This window comes from Shewanella profunda (assembly GCF_023283765.1).
Taxonomy (GTDB): domain Bacteria; phylum Pseudomonadota; class Gammaproteobacteria; order Enterobacterales; family Shewanellaceae; genus Shewanella; species Shewanella profunda.
This window is the reverse complement of sequence record NZ_JAKILG010000013.1, coordinates 1-18,963: the sequence shown is the minus strand read 5'-3', so window position 1 is coordinate 18,963 and position 18,963 is coordinate 1. Positions and strand designations below refer to the sequence as shown.

General features: G+C 44.1%; 16 protein-coding genes. 15 read left to right on the top strand and 1 reads right to left on the bottom strand.

Annotation, left to right across the window (positions count from 1 at the left end; translation table 11 throughout):
- Nucleotides 1–58: 58 nt before the first annotated feature.
- From serC to L2744_RS08625, 6 genes are all read left to right on the top strand, one after another.
- Nucleotides 59–1,150, top strand: coding sequence for a 3-phosphoserine/phosphohydroxythreonine transaminase (serC, locus tag L2744_RS08650; RefSeq protein WP_248991532.1), 1,092 nt, complete (start codon nucleotides 59–61; stop codon nucleotides 1,148–1,150).
- Between the two features lie 353 nt (nucleotides 1,151–1,503).
- Nucleotides 1,504–3,177 (top strand): ribulokinase, encoded by a 1,674-nt coding sequence (locus tag L2744_RS08645; RefSeq protein ID WP_248991531.1) that lies wholly within the window; start codon nucleotides 1,504–1,506, stop codon nucleotides 3,175–3,177.
- A gap of 1 nt (nucleotide 3,178) precedes the next feature.
- Nucleotides 3,179–3,874 carry an L-ribulose-5-phosphate 4-epimerase gene (locus L2744_RS08640; protein ID WP_248991530.1) on the top strand — a complete coding sequence of 232 codons (696 nt, stop codon included), beginning with the start codon at nucleotides 3,179–3,181 and terminating at the stop codon, nucleotides 3,872–3,874.
- A gap of 45 nt (nucleotides 3,875–3,919) precedes the next feature.
- The gene (gene araA, locus L2744_RS08635; RefSeq protein ID WP_248991529.1) at nucleotides 3,920–5,422 is read left to right on the top strand and encodes an L-arabinose isomerase; all 1,503 of its coding nucleotides are present in this window, start codon (nucleotides 3,920–3,922) and stop codon (nucleotides 5,420–5,422) included.
- A gap of 74 nt (nucleotides 5,423–5,496) precedes the next feature.
- Nucleotides 5,497–6,102 (top strand): beta-phosphoglucomutase family hydrolase, encoded by a 606-nt coding sequence (locus tag L2744_RS08630; protein ID WP_248991528.1) that lies wholly within the window; start codon nucleotides 5,497–5,499, stop codon nucleotides 6,100–6,102.
- Nucleotides 6,103–6,475: 373 nt separating this feature from the next.
- Nucleotides 6,476–7,192 (top strand): FadR/GntR family transcriptional regulator, encoded by a 717-nt coding sequence (locus L2744_RS08625; protein ID WP_248991527.1) that lies wholly within the window; start codon nucleotides 6,476–6,478, stop codon nucleotides 7,190–7,192.
- 78 nt (nucleotides 7,193–7,270) lie between these two features.
- On the opposite strand, the gene L2744_RS08620 is transcribed toward L2744_RS08625, so the two are convergent.
- On the bottom strand, nucleotides 7,271–8,206 hold the full coding sequence (locus L2744_RS08620; protein ID WP_248991526.1) for a glycoside hydrolase family 43 protein: 936 nt from the start codon (nucleotides 8,204–8,206) through the stop codon (nucleotides 7,271–7,273).
- 206 nt (nucleotides 8,207–8,412) lie between these two features.
- On the opposite strand from L2744_RS08620, the gene L2744_RS08615 reads away from it, so the two are divergent.
- The 9 genes from L2744_RS08615 (at nucleotide 8,413) to L2744_RS08575 (ending at nucleotide 18,896) form a co-directional block, all read left to right on the top strand.
- Nucleotides 8,413–10,146 carry an IlvD/Edd family dehydratase gene (locus L2744_RS08615; RefSeq protein ID WP_248991525.1) on the top strand — a complete coding sequence of 578 codons (1,734 nt, stop codon included), beginning with the start codon at nucleotides 8,413–8,415 and terminating at the stop codon, nucleotides 10,144–10,146.
- 59 nt (nucleotides 10,147–10,205) lie between these two features.
- A complete protein-coding gene (locus L2744_RS08610) occupies nucleotides 10,206–10,976 on the top strand; it encodes an SDR family NAD(P)-dependent oxidoreductase (protein WP_248991524.1) in 771 nt (256 codons plus the stop codon).
- A gap of 102 nt (nucleotides 10,977–11,078) precedes the next feature.
- Nucleotides 11,079–12,134, top strand: coding sequence for an aldose epimerase family protein (locus L2744_RS08605; protein ID WP_248991523.1), 1,056 nt, complete (start codon nucleotides 11,079–11,081; stop codon nucleotides 12,132–12,134).
- A gap of 124 nt (nucleotides 12,135–12,258) precedes the next feature.
- Complete coding sequence (locus L2744_RS08600; protein WP_248991522.1) at nucleotides 12,259–13,197, top strand: ABC transporter substrate-binding protein; 939 nt, start codon at nucleotides 12,259–12,261, stop codon at nucleotides 13,195–13,197.
- Between the two features lie 36 nt (nucleotides 13,198–13,233).
- Nucleotides 13,234–14,733 carry a sugar ABC transporter ATP-binding protein gene (locus tag L2744_RS08595; RefSeq protein ID WP_248991521.1) on the top strand — a complete coding sequence of 500 codons (1,500 nt, stop codon included), beginning with the start codon at nucleotides 13,234–13,236 and terminating at the stop codon, nucleotides 14,731–14,733.
- The gene (locus L2744_RS08590; RefSeq protein WP_248991520.1) at nucleotides 14,734–15,852 is read left to right on the top strand and encodes an ABC transporter permease; all 1,119 of its coding nucleotides are present in this window, start codon (nucleotides 14,734–14,736) and stop codon (nucleotides 15,850–15,852) included. It abuts the gene before it with no gap.
- Complete coding sequence (yjfF, locus tag L2744_RS08585; protein ID WP_248991519.1) at nucleotides 15,849–16,811, top strand: galactofuranose ABC transporter, permease protein YjfF; 963 nt, start codon at nucleotides 15,849–15,851, stop codon at nucleotides 16,809–16,811. The genes L2744_RS08590 and yjfF overlap by 4 nt, the downstream gene beginning before the upstream one ends.
- Complete coding sequence (locus tag L2744_RS08580) at nucleotides 16,804–17,919, top strand: glycoside hydrolase family 43 protein (protein WP_248991518.1); 1,116 nt, start codon at nucleotides 16,804–16,806, stop codon at nucleotides 17,917–17,919. Before yjfF ends, L2744_RS08580 begins: the two co-directional genes overlap by 8 nt.
- Nucleotides 17,920–18,170: 251 nt before the next feature.
- The gene (locus L2744_RS08575; RefSeq protein WP_248991517.1) at nucleotides 18,171–18,896 is read left to right on the top strand and encodes an MCP four helix bundle domain-containing protein; all 726 of its coding nucleotides are present in this window, start codon (nucleotides 18,171–18,173) and stop codon (nucleotides 18,894–18,896) included.
- The last annotated feature ends 67 nt before the right edge of the window (nucleotides 18,897–18,963 follow it).

Below are 18,963 nucleotides of genomic sequence, written 5' to 3'. Positions count from 1 at the left end.
TAATAGCATAGTCATTTTATGAATACATAAATCATGGTTGGAAATAAGGAGAGTGTCAGTGAGCGCGATTTATAATTTCTGTGCTGGACCTGCAATGTTACCTACGACGGTAATGAAAAAAGCACAACAGGAATTACTCGATTGGAATGGCCAAGGCGTTTCCGTGATGGAGATCAGCCACAGAAGTAAAGAGTTTATCGCGCTGACCCAACAAGCCGAGGCTGATTTACGTGAGTTGATGCAAATCCCTGCAAATTACCATGTGCTATTTATGCACGGCGGTGGTCGTGGACAGTTTTCCGCTGTAGTGAATAATTTTCTCGGTGACAATGGTAGAGCCCTGTATTTAGTCAGCGGTCAATGGTCATCTTCCGCTTTAGCTGAAGCTCAAAAACTGGCGGGTGATGCGCAGATTGATAGTCTTAATATTGTTGAAAAACACAATGGACTCAATGCAGTAGTGTTACCAGACTTACATAAAATTGATGCCGATTATCGCTATGTACATTACTGTCCAAATGAAACAGTTGATGGTATCGAAATTTTTGATGAGTTAGATAGTCCATGGCCGATTGTTGTCGATTTATCCTCAACTATTATGTCCCGCGAAATTGATGTCAGTCGCTATGGTTTGATTTACGCTGGCGCACAAAAAAACATTGGTCCATCAGGCTTATCAATCGTTATCGTGCGTGATGACATGCTAAAACTGCCGAGTTTAGTACAATCGTCCATTATGGATTACCGTTTAGCCGTTGAACATGATTCTATGTTCAACACCCCGCCAACCTTTGCTTGGTATCTCGCCGCTGAAGTATTTGCTTGGCTTAAGTCCATTGGCGGCATTGCGAGTATTGCAAAAATTAATCAACAAAAAGCACAAATGCTGTACCAATGCATCGACAGTAATACCTTTTATCGTAATGGTGTTGTCGCTTCAAACCGTTCACAAATGAACGTTACTTTTCAGCTCGCTGATGAAGCGCTTGATGGTGAGTTCCTAAAGCAAGCACAAGTCGCAGGACTCGTCGCCTTAAAAGGCCACCGTATTGTCGGTGGTATGCGCGCCAGTCTTTACAATGCGATGCCGCTTGAGGGCGTTATCGCGTTAGTGAAGTTTATGAATGAGTTTGCAGCTAAGTACCGTTAACACAACCCTATCTACAGCGACTTAACTTTAATATTAGCGATGAGTTATGCTGATTTTACCGTTAAATAGCTATTAAATATCTCGATATTTAATGGCTAAAACATCAAGAGATGTAGTTCAGTAAAAGCGAATGCCAACGTGCATTCGCTTTTTTTTACCCTCAAATCCTTAGCAATAACGCCTTTCTATACTCAAAAACTTCCCTTGCTCTGGGAGGATGTTAAAAAAATTATCACTCTGCATTAAAATAATATTGTAATACCATTAAGCTATAGTAGTATTGTAGTACTAAACAATATTCACTTTATCTGCACTTATTTGGTTAGAGCAGAGTTCAATGTACGGGGATGCTAATGGCTAATGTTTTAGGGTCTTACGCGTTAGGGCTAGATTACGGCTCTGATTCGGTTCGCGCGTTATTGGTTGATACGCTGACAGGTGTTGAGGTTGCCACTAATGTGGTCTATTACCCACGTTGGAAAAAGGGGTTATTTTGCGATCCTGCTAAAAATCAATTTAGGCAGCATCCACTCGATTACATTGAAAGTTTAATTGAAGTTGTTCAGGGACTTTGGGCTAAGGCCCCCGTTGGTGCTGCTCAAAACGTGTGTGGTTTAAGTTTTGACACCACAGGTTCAACCCCGATTGCCGTTGATGAGTCGGGTGTGGCACTGGCACTTAAAGAGGAATTTGCCAATAACCCTAATGCGATGTTCTTACTCTGGAAAGACCATAGCGCTATTCTAGAGGCACAGCAAATTACCGCCGCCTCTAAAGTGGCTAAAGAAAATTATCTTAAATATGAAGGTGGGATCTACTCATCTGAGTGGTTCTGGGCCAAGGCCCTATATGTTCTACGCCACGATACGCAAGTTAGGCAAGCGGCGTATAGCTGGGTCGAGCACTGTGATTGGATCACGGCTCTAATGACGGGCAGGACTCATCCTAAGGTATATAAGGCAGGGCGCTGTGCATCGGGTCATAAAGTCATGTGGCACGAGTCATGGAATGGCTATCCACCGAATCAATTTTTTATCGATATTGATCCCTTACTCGATGGTCTGCGTGATCGCTTACCCGTAGAAACCTGCACTTCAGATAAAGTATGCGGTACTTTAACCCCAGAGTGGGCAGCCAATCTAGGGCTATCGACTGACGTTATCGTGTCGTTCGGTGCGTTTGATTGCCACGCCGGTGCTGTTGGCGCCAATGTCAAAGCGGGCGTATTGACTAAAGTGATGGGCACATCGACCTGCGATATTACCGTTGCCAGTTATGAAGATATTGGTGACCGCTGTATTAAAGGCATTTGTGGCCAAGTCGATGGTTCAGTGATGCCTGGCATGATTGGCCTTGAAGCAGGGCAGTCAGCCTTTGGCGATCTGTATGCTTGGTTTAAGGATCTCACCCTTTGGCCCATTAAACATATCAATACCTCAGCGCTATTTGACGATGAGGTTAAAGCCAAACTTATCGCGCAGCTCGAAGATGAAACCTTAGCGCAACTCGGTGAGGCTGCGGCTAATCTTCCTGTCAGTGACACAGGCATAGTGGCGCTTGATTGGATTAACGGCCGCCGTACGCCCGATGCCGATCAATCTGTATCTATGGCAATCAGTGGGTTAACTATGGGCAGTCATGCGCCGCAAGTCTTTAAAGCATTAGTCGAGGCCAGTGCCTATGGTGCAAGGGCGATTATTGAGCGCTTTAAAGAAGAGGGTGTGCGTATAGATCATGTAGTCACCATTGGCGGCATCTCTAAAAAGTCTGATTTTATTATGCAAACCTGCGCCGATGTGTGGAATTGCAATATCGACGTGCTGGAAAGTGAGCAAAGCTGTGCCTTAGGCGCCGCCATCTATGCCGCAACTGCTGCTGGTATTTATCCTGATGTACTAAGCGCTCAAGCGGTGATGGCTTCAAATGTGACTAAAACCTATAAGCCCAATCCCGTCAATGCCGAAAAATATCAAACGCTTTATCAAGCGTATCTAGCCCTAGGCCACTATGTTGATGGAGCGAAATAACATGTCATTTATAGAACTTAAACGCGAAGTTTATGAAGCCAATATGGAGCTCGAAAAGCGTAATTTAGTGACCTACACCTTTGGTAATGTGTCACAAATTGATCGCAAGCTCGGTGTGATTGGTATTAAGCCCAGCGGCGTACCCTACGAAGATCTTAAGGTCGAAGATATCGTTATCGTCGATCTTGAAAACCAAATTGTCGAGGGGCGTTTACGTCCATCATCTGACACTAAAACCCATACCTACTTGTACCGCCAGTGGCAAAGCATTGGGGGTATTACCCATACGCATTCCACCTATGCCACCGCATGGGCACAGGCACAAGTTGCAATCCCTTGCTTTGGTACGACTCAAGCCGATTATGTTTATGGCGAGATCCCATGCACAGCAGTGATGCGCGATGACCAAATTAGCCGTGACTACGAAGAAGAAACTGGTGTGCAAATTCTCGATTGTTTCGGCGATAGAAACCCGAGCGAGTCACCTATGGTGATTGTGGCTGGGCACGCGCCATTCACTTGGGGTGATAGTGCGGCTAAATCCGTTTATCACGCCGTTCTGCTTGAAGAAATTGCGCGAATGGCCTATCTGACAAAGACACTATCACCGAATATAACCGCATTAAAACAAGAGCTTATTGATAAGCATTATCTGCGTAAGCACGGCAAAGATGCCTACTATGGTCAAGATAAATAAGTTTCGTGTTCTTAATAATTAAATTTAAAGACGAGAGAGATCGATATGAAAGCATTCAAACAAAAACAAGTGTGGTTTGTCACCGGTTCGCAGGATTTGTACGGGCCCAAAGTGTTAGAGCAAGTAGCAAAAAACAGTGAACAAATTGTCCACGGTTTCAACCAGTCGGACGCGATTTCAATGGAAGTCGTCTACAAACCGACAGTTAAATCTCCCCGCGAAATTTATGCTGTTTGCCAAGCTGCTAACAGTGACGAAAACTGTGTAGGGGTTATCCTGTGGATGCACACTTTCTCGCCAGCCAAAATGTGGATAGCGGGGCTGAATGAACTCAGCAAACCCTTTATGCATTTGCATACCCAATTTAATGCCGAGCTGCCTTGGGCCGACATTAATATGAATTATATGAACACCCACCAAAGTGCCCACGGTTGCCGCGAGTTTGGTTACATCGGCACTCGGATGCGTAAAGAGCGCAAAGTGGTTGTGGGTCATTGGCAAACGCGCGATGTACAAGCTCAAGTGGATGATTGGTGCCGTGCAGCGGCGGGCTGGAATGAAAGCCAAAATCTACGTATTGCACGCTTTGGCGACAATATGCGCCAAGTGGCAGTGACCGAAGGCGATAAAGTGGCGGCGCAAATTCAATTTGGTTACGAAGTACATGCCTATAGCTTGGGTGATCTAAATGATGCTATCAACGCGGTTGCCGACAATGATATCACTGCCCAAATTGATCGTTATGCTAGCGAATATGTGATTGGTAATGAGCTATTTAGCGATGAATACCAAGTCGATCGTTTAAGAAAAGAAGCCAAAATCGAACTCGGGTTAGCGCAGTTCCTAAACGATGGCGAATTTGGTGCTTTTACGAACTGTTTTGAAAACTTAACGGGGATGACGGGATTACCGGGTTTGGCAACCCAACGTTTAATGGCAAATGGTTTTGGTTACGGCGGCGAAGGTGACTGGAAAACTGCCGCTATGGTACGCATCATGAAAGTGATGGGCCAAGGCCGTGTCGGTGGTACTTCCTTTATGGAGGATTACACCTATAACTTCGGTGCGACGGATCAAGTCCTTGGCGCACATATGCTCGAAGTGTGTCCATCGATTGCCGCCGCAAAACCACGTTTAGAAGTGCATCGCCACACTATAGGTGTGCGCTGCGATGTGCCGCGCTTACTGTTTACTGGCAAAGCGGGTCCTGCGATCAATGTCTCGACTATCGACCTTGGTAATCGTTTCCGCATCATTCTCAATGAATTAGATACAGTGACACCGCCACAGGATTTACCAAACTTACCCGTAGCCTCTGCGTTGTGGGAGCCTCGTCCAAACCTGTCTATTGCTGCAGCGGCGTGGATCCATGCGGGCGGCGCGCATCATTCAGCCTATAGTCAAGCAATATCTACTGATAATATTGTCGATTTTGCTGAAATGGCGGGTGCGGAATTAGTCATTATTGATGCTGAGACTAAGATCCGTCAGTTCAAAAATGAACTGCGCCAAAATTCAGTTTATTACGGTCTAGCAAGAGGGCTATAATCGTCTCCTTAAGTGCAAAGCCGCCTCAGGGCGGCTTTATCTTTTGTATCAGTCAAAAAGGTTGGGATAGCAGTATGTACGCAGATTTTGATGGCATTATTTTTGATATGGACGGGACATTGGTTGACAGCGGCCAGTTACATGAACAGGCGTGGCGGCAGACACTGAGTCACTTTGGGATCCCAGTGGATGCCGCACTGATGCGCTCCCTTGCAGGGGTTCCTACAATTGGGACGCTTGAAATCTTAATTGACCATTTTGGTGTCACACCCGCCGCAAGCTGTGAAGCTATGAATGAATACAAAGAGGCTTTGGTGCGTGAAACCATGCATTTATATGTTAAACCGACCCGTTTAGTCGAGTTTGCTCAGCACAATAAGGGTAAACGTCCTATGGCGGTTGGCACGGGTGCCTATACTGGCGAAGCGATTGAAATTTTAACCCTGTGCGGTTTACTTGAACTGGTGGATCATGTTGTGGGCGCCGATCAAGTCAGTGCACCCAAACCGGCTCCCGATACTTTTTTACGCTGCGCCCAGTTGATGGGGATCGCGCCAGAGCGCTGTATCGTATTTGAGGATGCAAAAGCGGGGATTCAAGCGGCGAAATCAGCGGGAATGTTTGTAGTTGATGTTCTAGTCGATTTTGATATCCAAAACGATTATTTTTTGACGGAATAAACCTCGTCTACATAGCTGCAACGACGCGTAAAGACCTAAACCGAGATCCAAACCTAACCACCACCGTACTATCCATGGCGCTAAGACTGCTATTGATATAGACGACTTTTGAAATCTATTTAGTTGTTATGGTGATATAGGAAAATGCCAAGCTGCACACAATAAATCCAGCCTTATTGGCTTTACAATGTAAGTATTTGCGGGTAGGTCAATGTATTTCTATGGTCGAAATTCCCATAAATTCTTGGTTTTATGAAAATTTCCTGTTACGTTTTTAAGGAAAAGTAGTATCATAACATTAGATAAATCTTAGGTTTATCACCTATTCATCTAGATTTAGTTCGGCATATTTTCTAAGACAAAAGAGGGCGCAATGGCAAATCAGGCAAACAACCGACCGCAAAATATCCACAACTGGGTGGCTAGCGAACTGGGTTCTCGTATTGTTGGCGGCTTTTATGCACCAGGTGAATATATTCCCAATGAAAACACCATATGTGAAGAATTAGAGGTATCCCGTACTTCTCTGAGGGAAGCTTTTAAGGTGCTTACGGCTAAAGGGTTAATTGAATCTCGACCTAAACTGGGCACTCGTATTCGAGAACGTCGCCATTGGAATATGTTTGATCCCGTGATCCTAAACTGGTTTTCTCAATCTAAACCGTCACCAGAGTTTTACACTTCGTTGTATGAAATTCGTGAAGTGTTTGAGCCCGCCGCCGCAGAATTGGCCGCTAAAAAGCGTACACCAGAGCAGCTTGAGATCATCGAAGCAGCTTATGCCAAAATGGAGGCCGCACAGCTTGGTACGGATGAGGTATATACCTCAGATATCGAGTTTCATATGGCCATTTTGGATGCCACCAATAACGAATTTATGGTGTCTCTTGGTGTATCTATCCAATCGGCATTGCTAGAACTGTTTAGACTAAGCAGTACGATTCAAGATGATTTTCTACAGTCGCTTCCTGGTCATAAGGCCATTTATACCGCCATTGAGGCCGGTGACAGCGTGCGCGCCAAAGCTGAAATGAATAAGCTGTTGTCAACTTCCCAAGAGACATTAAAGAAAAACATCGAACGAGAATAATCTGTGCTTTACATAAGGTGATCCTAGGGCTTGCCATTAGATCACCTTTTTGTTTTCGCTGATATTAGGACTAAACCATTATTGTGCCGCGGAAATCCCTTCTGTTGTCATATGAATACGTTTAATGGTGCCATCTTCGTTGTAGTAGAGCGGATCAATTGCCACTGAGCGTCTAAACTCCCCGCCATTATCCTGCGAAGCGCCTGTATGGTAGATAAAGTATGACTTACCTTTAAATTCGATAATGGCTTGATGATTTGTCGGTGAATTTCCTGCGACTTCATTAAGAATACCTTGGTATTTCCAAGGCCCGTTGATGTTATCGCTGGTTGCATAGACAATTTTTTCAGGAAAACCAGATGCATAGGAAAGATAATAGGTTTTATCTTTTTTATGTACCCAAGGAGCTTCGGTAAAGTTGGGTACGTCAATGGAGTGAATAGGGCCATCGAGTTCAATCATATTGGTTTTAAGTTTGGCATAACGGGGTTTAGTGTTACCCCAAAATAGATAAGCTTGCCTGTCGTCATCGATAAACACGGCAGGGTCTATATCATCCCAATCGATATCAGTATCGGTTGTCATATCGTTAGTGATCAACGCCGTGCCTCTGGCGTCCTTAAAGGGGCCTAATGGACTATCCGCAACGGCCACACCAATGGCAAAACCATTAATTTTCGCGTGTCTTGCTGTGATAAACCAGTAAAACTTACTTTCTTTTTCGATGACATGGCTGGCCCATGCATCGCCTTTGGCCCAACTAAAATCTTTGACAGAAAGTTTACTGCCATGTGCAGTCCAATTAGCCATGTCCTTGGAGCTAAAGACTAACCAATCATGCATTTCAAAGAAGGTTTTGTTGTCTTTGGCCACATCATGTCCCGTATACAAGTACACAGTATCTTGATGAACGATTGCGGCGGGATCGGCAGTAAATACGTCTGAGAACAACGGATTAGCAGCAAATGCCGCCGAGTTGAAGACTAAACAAATACTCAAAAGCGTCTTTTTCATAATTCCTCTATTGTTTTTTGACATTTTAGTATTATAGTAATACCAATGCTTTTACTCGCTAGCAATCTTTAAAGTACGAATTGTTAACGACAGTCTTCTAATCGCATTATTTGCAATGCTGTAGCTGTAAATAACCAGCGTTTTACAGCATTGTTGTAAATAGGCGAGTTCAGGGCACCAGGCAGAGGTAAAACGAAGGTGTAACAATGAATAATAAAAAAACGAAAGCACTTCGTTCCGCGAGTTGGTTTGGTAGCGATGATAAAAATGGTTTTATGTACCGTAGTTGGATGAAAAACCAAGGTATTCCAGATCATCATTTTCAAAACAGACCTGTAATTGGTATTTGCAATACATGGTCAGAGTTAACGCCTTGTAATGGTCATCTACGTGAGTTGGCCGAAAGGGTTAAAAATGGGATCCGTGAAGCAGGGGGGATCCCAGTGGAATTTCCGGTATTTTCCAATGGTGAATCAAATTTACGTCCCAGTGCGATGCTAACGCGTAATTTGGCCGCGATGGATACTGAAGAAGCCATTCGAGGCAATCCGATTGATGGTGTAGTGCTCTTAGTCGGTTGTGACAAAACAACGCCAGCGCTATTGATGGGTGCTGCCAGTTGTAATTTGCCTACCATAGTCGTTACGGGCGGGCCTATGCTAAATGGTAAGCATAAGGGTAAAGATGTGGGCTCGGGCACCTTAGTGTGGGAACTGCATCAAGAATATAAAGCAGGCAACATAAGCCTTGCAGAATTTATGAATGCCGAAGCCGATATGTCACGTTCAACTGGCACCTGCAATACCATGGGAACGGCATCGACTATGGCCTGTATGGCAGAAAGTTTAGGCACAAGTTTGCCACAAAATGCGGCTATTCCTGCTGTTGATTCAAGACGTTATGTTTTAGCCCATATGTCAGGAATGCGCATTGTTGATATGGTATATGAAGACTTAACCCTCTCAAAAGTGCTCACGCGTGAGGCATTTATCAATGCGATAAAAACCAATGCGGCGATTGGCGGCTCGACCAATGCGGTTATCCACTTAAAAGCCATTGCGGGGCGAATAGGGGTTGATTTGTCACTGGATGATTGGTCGTATGGCTATGATGTGCCGACGATAGTCAATCTTAAGCCTTCGGGTCAGTATTTGATGGAGGATTTTTACTATGCAGGTGGTTTACCCGCAGTGTTAAAAGAACTCTTTAGCCATAATTTATTGAGTAAAGACACCTTAACAGTGAATGGTCAAACCCTCTGGGCAAATGTGGTGGATGCACCTTGTTACAATCAAGAGGTCATCATGAGCATAGATGCACCTTTAGTCGAAAATGGTGGCATTCGAGTATTAAAGGGGAACTTAGCCCCTCGTGGCGCAGTGATTAAGCCTTCGGCCGCGAGTCCACACCTAATGAAACACCGTGGTAAAGCGGTTGTGTTTGAGAGTTTTGATGATTACAACGCACGAATAAATGATCCAGAACTCGCGATTGATGAAACGAGCATCATGGTGCTCAAAAATTGCGGCCCTAAGGGATATCCGGGTATGGCCGAGGTCGGCAATATGGGATTGCCACCTAAGCTTTTGAAACAAGGGATTAAAGATATGGTTAGGATTTCGGATGCTCGAATGAGTGGTACTGCATTTGGAACCGTAGTATTGCATGTTACCCCCGAGTCCCAGGACTTAGGTCCTCTAGCCGCGGTACAAAACGGTGATGTGATCGCGCTCGATACTTTTGCTGGCGTACTGCAACTAGAGATAAGTGACGAAGAATTAGCTAATCGATTAGCGAAATTCGCCTTGGTTAAGCAAATTCCTGTCAGCAGTGGTTATTTATCCCTTTTTAGGGAAAGAGTGTTGCAGGCCGATGAAGGGTGTGATTTTGATTTTCTAGTGGGATGTAGGGGTGCTGATATTCCGGCACATTCCCATTAAACATGAACACTTTTTCTTTTATAATAAAACCAAATAATTATTTTAATAAAGGTTGAGTTATGAAGTTGAGTAATCAATACCCGAGTTTGGAAGGGAAAACCATTTTTATCAGTGGTGGCGGTACGGGTATTGGCGCCTGCTTAGTGAGAGCATTTTTAGAGCAGGGCGCGAAAGTCGCATTCGTCGACATACTGGTAAAGGAGTCAAATCAACTCGTTAACAGTCTATTGGCAAGCATGCCCGATGCCATATTGAAATTTTATCCCTGTGATCTGGTTGATATTGAGGCGCTAAAAAACGTCGTCATTCAGATAGAGCAGGATATTGGAGCCATTGCAGTATTGATTAATAACGCCGCCTGCGACGAGCGTCATAGCATAGATGAAGTGACCCCCGAATATTGGGATCACTGCTTAAATACCAATTTGCGCCATTATTTTTTTGCTGTGCAAGCGGTAAGACCACAAATGCAACATCTTGGTGGCGGCTCAGTGATCAATTTAGGTTCAATGAGTTGGCATAATCGCCAGTCCGGTATGGCAGGTTATACCGCCTCTAAGGCAGGAGCGATGGGACTGACTCGCGGGCTCGCCGCAGATTTAGGTAAAGATAGAATTCGAATTAATACGTTGACTCCAGGTTGGGTGATGACTAAGCGTCAATTAACTCACTGGGTTGATAAGGATACGGCAAAACATATTGAAGATAATCAATGTATTAAAGAATATGTAATGCCTGAAGATATTGCCGCTATGGCGTTATTTCTGGCGGCCGATGATAGCAAACTCTGCACAGCACAAAATTTTATTGTAGACGGTGGTTGGATTTAATCATTAACAATAAAGTATTTGTTTATTAAGTCGTCATTATCTTAGATAGATAGCTGAGGATGAGTGCTGAGAAAACTTAATATAAAAGGTGAAAGCACTCATATGGCACTCTCTATCTCTACACAACAATTAACGCATAGCGCCTTTCCCGCACCGTTGCAGTTAATTACATTAACCAATAGTCATGGTTTGGAAGTGGTGCTATCTAACTATGGTGCGAGTATTTGGTCTGTAAAACTCTATGGAAAAGAAGATAAAACCATTGATCTCAGTTTGAGTTATCAAAATATTCAAGATTGGGCAATAAACCCTTATTATTTTGGTATTACTGCAGGCCGCGTTGCAAATCGGATTGGTGGTGCGGCGTTTTCTTTAAAGGGTCAAACCATTGTATTAACCCCGAATGAAGGCAATAATCAACTTCATGGCGGTCCACAAGGCTTAAGCCACTGTATTTGGCAATGTGAAACGGAGCAATATTCCGATGCTGTCGCCGCTATCTTTAGGATACAAAGTCCTGATGGTGACCAAGGTTATCCGGGTAATTTGTCAGTAAAAGTTGAATATCGCCTTAGCGAAAGTAATGAGTTAACCCTAATTTATGATGCACTCTCTGACCAAACTACACCCGTCTGCTTAACAAATCACGCCTATTGGAATCTCGCATCCGATAAGCAAAACGGCATTTTAAACCACAACTTGCAACTTAATGCGAGTCATGTTTTAGCCCTTAATACTGAGCAAATTCCTACGGGTGAACTGATTTTAGTGGATGATACCCCCTTCGATTTTCGCCAAATAAAACCCATCTCTCAGGATATTCATAAATTGGGTAACGGTTATGACCACTATTTTGTGATGGCGAAGGATCTAGATAATACCTCAAGCTTAAAAACCATCGCCACGTTAATCGAACCTATCTCAGGGCGTGAAATGGAAATCAGTACCACAGAATTAGGCGTGCAATTTTATAGTGGTAATTTTTTAGATAGCACTAGGCTTGATAATAATGGAAAACCTTTAAATCAATATCAAGGTTTATGTTTAGAAACCCATGGTTATCCTAATGCTGTCAATATTGATCATTTTCCGAGTGTCATGTTAGAGCCAAATAAGCGCTATAAACAAATAACGGTGCATAAATTTAAAAATATCTAATTTTATAGGTTATATAACACGCGAGTTATATAACGGATTAGTCATATTAGTTTAATTGAGTTTGATCTTCTGCATTAAGAAGGTCTGGGGATTGCTGTTATTAAAATTTAATAAGGGAATAAAAATGAAAAATTATACACTAGTTTCAGTATTCAGTTTATGGGCAATAGGAGCCAGTTGTGCCTTTGCGACCACGGTAGGTTTTTCGCAGGTGGGCTCAGAAAGTGGCTGGCGAACCAGTTTTAGTGAGGCGGTAAAAGCGGAAGCAAAACAACGGGGAATTGACTTAAAGTTTGCCGATGCTCAGCAAAAACAAGAGAACCAAATCAAGGCTGTACGTAGCTTTATCGCCCAAGGTGTCGATGCGATTATTATCGCGCCCGTCGTTGAAACGGGCTGGAAACCCGTGCTTAAGGAAGCCAAGCGAGCGAATATCCCCGTTGTCATTGTTGACCGTAATATTAAGGTTGATGATGACTCACTGTTTCTCACCCGTATTGCCTCAGACTTTACCGAAGAAGGCCGCAAAATAGCGCAGTGGTTAATGGATAAAACCGAAGGTAACTGTGCGATTGCTGAGTTACAGGGCACAGTCGGTGCGACTGCCGCTATCGATCGCGCTGCAGGTTTTAATGCCGTCATTGCTAATTACTCGAATGCCAAAATTGTGCGTAGTCAAACAGGGGAATTTACCCGCGCTAAGGGTAAAGAAGTGATGGAGGGTTTTCTAAAAGCACAGAATGGTCAAGCGCTGTGTGCCGTTTGGTCACATAACGATGAAATGGCATTAGGTGCTGTACAAGCCATTAAAGAAGCAGGATTTAAACCAGGTAAAGATATCTTAATTGTCTCTGTTGATGGTGTACCTGATTACTTCAAAGCGATGGCTGATGGTGACGTTAATGCAACGGTCGAATTGAGTCCATATTTAGGTGGTCCTGCTTTCGATGCGATTGATGCTTTCCTTAAGGGAAATAAAGATCTGCCTAAGCTTATCAGTACAACAGGTGATGTATTCACTCAAGAAACCGCAGCAGCCGAATATGAAAAACGTCGCCTGTAATAATCCGCGATAGACAGTTTCTTGGGGAGATGCTCTATGAGCCTTATCTTAGAACTTAAGAATATCAGTAAACATTATCCGGGCGTAAAAGCACTAGAAGAGGTGAATTTACGGTTATTTTCAGGGGAAGTTCACGCCTTATTAGGTGAAAATGGTGCGGGTAAATCTACCTTAGTAAAAGTGATGACTGGCGCACAATCGAAAGATGGTGGCGAAATCATTTTTCTAAATGAAAAACAGCATTTTAATACGCCTATTGAGGCCCAAAAGATCGGCATAAGCACTGTGTATCAGGAGGTCAATCTGGTACCTAACCTTACCGTGGCGCAAAATTTATTTTTGGGCCACGAGCCAAAACGCTTTGGTTTGATCCATTTTCAGAAAATGTATGCCGATGCACGCACTGTACTGACGCAATTTAAGCTCGATATTGATGTGAGTGCGCCGTTATCGAGTTATTCCATTGCTGTTCAGCAACTTATTGCAATTGCCCGAGGCGTAGCTATGTCGGCTAAAGTCCTAGTGCTAGATGAGCCAACGGCGAGTTTGGATGCCGATGAGGTACAAGTGCTGTTTGGCATTTTGAACCAGCTCAAGCAAAAGGGTGTCGCGATAGTGTTTATTACGCACTTTCTCGATCAGGTTTATCAAATTAGCGACCGTATCACAGTGTTGCGAAATGGTCGTTTTATCGGTGAATACCTGACATCTGAACTGCCACAACCTCAGCTTATCGAAGCCATGCTCGGGCGCTCATTACAGCAGCATTTAGTCGAAAAAACCTCTGCGGAACAAACATCAAACGGCACTTCAGCCGTACTCTTGTCCCTTGAGGGCGTGTCGGTTAAAGGGTCAATTCAATCGATGAATTTAACAGTTCCTAAAGGTCAAGCCGTTGGGCTTGCTGGACTGTTGGGTTCAGGGCGTAGTGAGGTGTGTAATGCGGTATTTGGGCTCGATTTGCTCGATAGTGGCAGTATTCACCTTGCGGGTAAAAAGCTCCATCTTTCGCACCCAGTAGATGCGATTAATGCGGGCATTGCACTGTGTCCAGAGGATCGTAAGGTCGATGGCATTATCGGCCCGCTGTCGATCCGCGAGAATATCATTCTGGCATTGCAGGCGAGGGTAGGATGGTGGCGCTGTTTGTCAAAGACAAGGCAGCAGGAAATCGCCCAATTTTTTATCGATAAGTTACAGATAGCGACCCCAGATGCAGATAAACCCATTGAGCAACTCAGTGGCGGTAATCAACAAAAAGTTATTTTAGCTCGCTGGCTCGCCATTGAACCCATTCTCCTTGTATTAGATGAACCGACTCGCGGTATCGATATTGGTGCTCACGCCGAAATTATCAAGCTGATTAGAACCTTATGTGATGACGGTATGTCGTTACTGGTTGCTTCATCTGAGCTTGATGAACTGGTCGCCTTTTCCAACAAAGTAGTGGTATTGCGCGACCGATATGCAGTGCGTGAATTATCGGGCTCTGAACTTACCTCACAACACGTTATGCAAGCCATTGCGGAGGGATAGATGAAAACCTCAGTAGAAATGATGTCATCCGAGGCTTTGATTGAGATGCCAAACAGTCAACAAACCAGCAGTAACACACCCAATGATCGCTATCAAGCGGGTAAGTCTACGTCCTTTGGTCGGTATCTCTGGCCGCTGTTAGCACTGGCCTTACTGTTACTGGCAAACCTCTTTATTGATAGCAGTTTCTTCCATATTGCCTATCAAGATGACCGGCTTTATGGATCCTTAATTGATATTTTAAACCGCAGTGCACCTGTTGCACTGCTCGCCATTGGCATGAGTCTAGTGATTGCTACTGGTGGGATTGATCTTTCCGTTGGCGCTGTGATGGCAATCGCCGGGGCAGTATGCGCAAACCTCTTACTATTACCGGATATTGGCCTTGGTACTGTGGTTCTTGCCGGTCTTGTCGTGGGATTAATGGCGGGCTGCATTAATGGTACGTTAGTGAGTTTTTTAGGGATCCAGCCGATTGTTGCCACGTTACTCCTGATGGTTGCGGGACGTGGTGTTGCTCAGCTTATTAACCAAGGACAGATAGTCACGTTCCAACATCAAGGCTTTGCTGCCATTGGTGTCGGGCAGTTTTTAGGATTACCTATGCCGATTTGGATTGTCATTGGCATGCTGGTATTGACCCAATTGTTGCTGCGTAAAACGGCTCTTGGACTCTTTATTGAAGCCGTTGGTTGTAATGCTAAGGCGAGCCGCTATCTTGGGATAAACGACAAATCCATCAAACTATTCGCCTATGCAATTGCAGGCCTATGTGCGGCCTTAGCCGGTATGATAAGCACCGCCGATATCCAAGGTTCAGACGCCAATAACGCGGGATTGTGGCTCGAACTCGATGCCATTTTAGCGGTGGTGATTGGTGGTGCGGCATTAACGGGTGGGCGCTTCTCTCTGTTTTTGTCAATCATTGGCGCTCTTATCATTCAAACCTTAGCCACAACGATTATTGTCAGTGGTTTACCCGCCAAATTTAATCTGTTGATCAAAGCCATAGTGATCTTAACCGTACTTTTATTGCAGTCGGAAAAATTCAGACGTCAGTTGTCTGGCTTATTTAAATTACGCGTATTCAAGGGCACAAAGGTTGGAGACAAGAAATGATGTCTAAACGTTTTATTCCATTGTGGATCACGGCCTCCTTGCTGTTGGTCATGTTCCTGATAGGGTCGCTACAATTTGAGGGTTTTGCCAGCGCTCGAGTGGTGACTAACCTATTCCGTGATAATGCTTTTCTATTGATCACTGCACTTGGGATGACCCTAGTGATTATCTCGGGTGGTATTGATCTCTCCGTAGGCTCTGTGATTGCTTTAAGTGGTGTACTCAGTAGTGTGTTAATTACGCAATATCAGTGGCATCCGCTGCTCGCATTTGCACTTATCTTACCCTTAGGCACGCTCTTTGGCGCACTGATGGGCACTATCATTCATGTCTATAAGTTGCAGCCCTTTATTGTAACTCTAGCGGGGATGTTTCTCGCCCGCGGTATTGCCACAACGGTGAGTGAAGAGTCGATAGCGATTGATCATCCGTTTTATGATGCGATAGCCGATTTGAGTATTGCCTTACCTGGTCATGGTTCGCTCGATGTAAGCTCACTGATTTTTATTCTATTTTTTGCAATCATTGCCATCATGATGCACTACAGTCGTTTTGGTACAAATGTATATGCACTCGGCGGTAATGCTCAGTCGGCCGAGTTAATGGGGGTTTCGATTGCAAAAACCACCATTAGCATTTACGCCCTTAGCAGTTTTCTCGCTACTTTGGCGGGGATTATTTTCACCTTCTATACCTTTTCTGGTTATGCCCTTGGGGCGGTTGGCGTAGAGCTCGATGCCATTGCTGCCGTGGTGATTGGTGGTACTTTGCTCACCGGCGGTAGCGGTTTTGTGTTAGGTACTGTACTTGGGGTGTTTTTGATGGGGGTTATCCAGACCTACATTACCTTCGATGGCACCTTAAGCAGTTGGTGGACCAAGATAGTGATTGGCTTATTGCTGTTTTTCTTCATCGTGTTACAGAAACTCTTGAACGGACGCAAAGCTAGCCATGGATAACATAACCCCACTGACTAAAGTAAAAAGAGCGACTAAAGCAAAAACTGGCGTGTTGTCTACCCTTATTAGCGCGACTATGTTCACTGTGTGTGCTGCTGGTGCCGCGAATGCCGTGCCAGTCCTTGAGCTTCACCAACCTCAAGTCAGTCTGCCAAGTACGGTTCAACATTCTGCTTTTATTGAGCGCCGCGCCGATCCTTGGGTAATAAAAGCCGATGATGGTAGCTATTACTTTATCGCATCTGTGCCCGAGTTTGATCGCATAGAACTGCGTCATGCCGCTAATATCCAAGGTTTAAGTCAAGCTAAGCCCAGGATCATTTGGCGTAAACATGATTTTGGGCCAATGAGTATCGACATTTGGGCGCCAGAACTGCATAAAATTGATGGCCGCTGGTATATCTATTACGCCGCCAGTGATAAAGATCGGCGTTTTCATAACCGCATGTTTGTATTGGGACTCGAAGGTGAGGATCCCATGAAGGGCGATTGGAAAGAGCTTGGCCGTTTAAAAACCGCACGGGATGGATTTTCTTTAGATGCCACCAGCTTTAGTGTTGGCGGGCAGGGCTATTTTATATGGGCGCAGCAGGACGATGCCAAAAGCTACAATACGGGACTGGTGATTGCCAAAATGCTGTCGCCCACAGAGGCAGCACCACAAGAAGCAATCATCAGTGAGCCTTTGCTCAGTTGGGAAAGATTGGGCTTTAAAGTCAATGAAGGCGCCGCGGTATTGGTGAAAAACGGTAAAGTATTTGTCACTTATTCTGCCAGTGCGACCGATGATCGTTATGCCATAGGACTCCTTTGGGCGGAGCAAGACGCTGATCTGCTCGATCCCAACAACTGGCATAAAGTTTTGGATCCCGTTTTTACCACTGATCCCGCACTTAATCGCTTTGGCCCAGGGCATAATAGCTTTGTTCTTGCTGAGGATGGTAAAACTGAGTTGATGTTCTACCATGCGCGCAATTACCTTGAGCTTCAAGGTACGCCGTTAACCGATGGTAATCGCCATACCTACTACCGCGCTATATCCTGGTCAGCAGAGGGATTTCCAGCCTTTAATAATGCGTTAACCGATCAACAAACATTAGCTAGATAAAAATAATGTTAATGTTATTCAGCTATTGTTAAATACAAAATCAATAATTTGCTACTCACTCTCGATTATTCTGTTAGCACCTGACATTGCAACATAATATTGTCGTGCTTTTAGCTATGGGAGTTATTAATTGGTCTTATACCGTATTCATCATCTATAATAAGGAGCAAAAACTATCATTTAGTAGCAATATCAGCGGTATATGCTACTAGATGAAATGAATCATTCCTATGAATAGAAGGTAACCGAGTATGTTAAGGACGATAAATATTAAAGCCCGCCTATTAATTGCTTTTTCACTAATGATTTTACTGCTCATTGGTTTGAGTGGATTATCAATTTCATCAATGAAGACTATTCGTCATAATGCCAATACTGTTGAAACCAATTTACTCCCATCAATCATGAGCTTAGGTGAGCTTAATGCAAACCTAATGCGGGTTCGGATATCTACCTTACGTCTATTGCAGAGTGATACCCAAGAGAGTCGCCAACAAAGTGTCGATTCAATCAGAGAGATTCAGCAAGAGGTTGATAAATACAGCAGGGAATATGAAAGTTTGATCTCTATTGATGAAGAAAGGCAAATATATAGTGCATTTAATAAAGCTAGAAATTCCTACTACGAAGAGCTGGAAAAATTAATCGCATCAGCAATGGCAGGTCAATTAGAAGACGCTAAAGGGACACTCCCTCAACTCTATTCAATAGCTGATGTTTTGGTTAAAGAACTAAGAGAACTTGTTGCTATAAATAAAAAATTCTCCGATGAAACTCGTTTAGCATCCATTGCAGAATATGACAGTAATTTTTGGTTAGTAATTTTTACGGTCATTATTGCCAGTATCATTGCGATTGTGATTTCTTTTATGTTGTCTAATAGTATTAATCAGCCACTGCAAGCGGCAGTTAATGCTGCAGAGGTCATTGCGCAGGCAGGGCGGGATCATACTTTGTTAACTAACGGAAACTTTTAGGCTTAAACAGGATCAGAGCAAGCATGTTATGCTAACGACCTATTCCCTATGTCACTGTTTGAACACT

Excerpts from the sequence above, each read along its gene's own strand:
- L2744_RS08645 (WP_248991531.1), top strand. The coding sequence starts at position 1,504 with ATGGCTAATGTTTTAGGGTCTTACGCGTTAGGGCTAGATTACGGCTCT.
- L2744_RS08640 (WP_248991530.1), top strand. The coding sequence starts at position 3,179 with ATGTCATTTATAGAACTTAAACGCGAAGTTTATGAAGCCAATATGGAG.
- araA (WP_248991529.1), top strand. The coding sequence starts at position 3,920 with ATGAAAGCATTCAAACAAAAACAAGTGTGGTTTGTCACCGGTTCGCAG.
- L2744_RS08630 (WP_248991528.1), top strand. The coding sequence starts at position 5,497 with ATGTACGCAGATTTTGATGGCATTATTTTTGATATGGACGGGACATTG.
- L2744_RS08625 (WP_248991527.1), top strand. The coding sequence starts at position 6,476 with ATGGCAAATCAGGCAAACAACCGACCGCAAAATATCCACAACTGGGTG.
- L2744_RS08620 (WP_248991526.1), bottom strand. The coding sequence starts at position 8,206 with ATGAAAAAGACGCTTTTGAGTATTTGTTTAGTCTTCAACTCGGCGGCA.
- L2744_RS08615 (WP_248991525.1), top strand. The coding sequence starts at position 8,413 with ATGAATAATAAAAAAACGAAAGCACTTCGTTCCGCGAGTTGGTTTGGT.
- L2744_RS08610 (WP_248991524.1), top strand. The coding sequence starts at position 10,206 with ATGAAGTTGAGTAATCAATACCCGAGTTTGGAAGGGAAAACCATTTTT.
- L2744_RS08605 (WP_248991523.1), top strand. The coding sequence starts at position 11,079 with ATGGCACTCTCTATCTCTACACAACAATTAACGCATAGCGCCTTTCCC.
- L2744_RS08600 (WP_248991522.1), top strand. The coding sequence starts at position 12,259 with ATGAAAAATTATACACTAGTTTCAGTATTCAGTTTATGGGCAATAGGA.
- L2744_RS08595 (WP_248991521.1), top strand. The coding sequence starts at position 13,234 with ATGAGCCTTATCTTAGAACTTAAGAATATCAGTAAACATTATCCGGGC.
- L2744_RS08590 (WP_248991520.1), top strand. The coding sequence starts at position 14,734 with ATGAAAACCTCAGTAGAAATGATGTCATCCGAGGCTTTGATTGAGATG.
- yjfF (WP_248991519.1), top strand. The coding sequence starts at position 15,849 with ATGATGTCTAAACGTTTTATTCCATTGTGGATCACGGCCTCCTTGCTG.
- L2744_RS08580 (WP_248991518.1), top strand. The coding sequence starts at position 16,804 with ATGGATAACATAACCCCACTGACTAAAGTAAAAAGAGCGACTAAAGCA.
- L2744_RS08575 (WP_248991517.1), top strand. The coding sequence starts at position 18,171 with ATGTTAAGGACGATAAATATTAAAGCCCGCCTATTAATTGCTTTTTCA.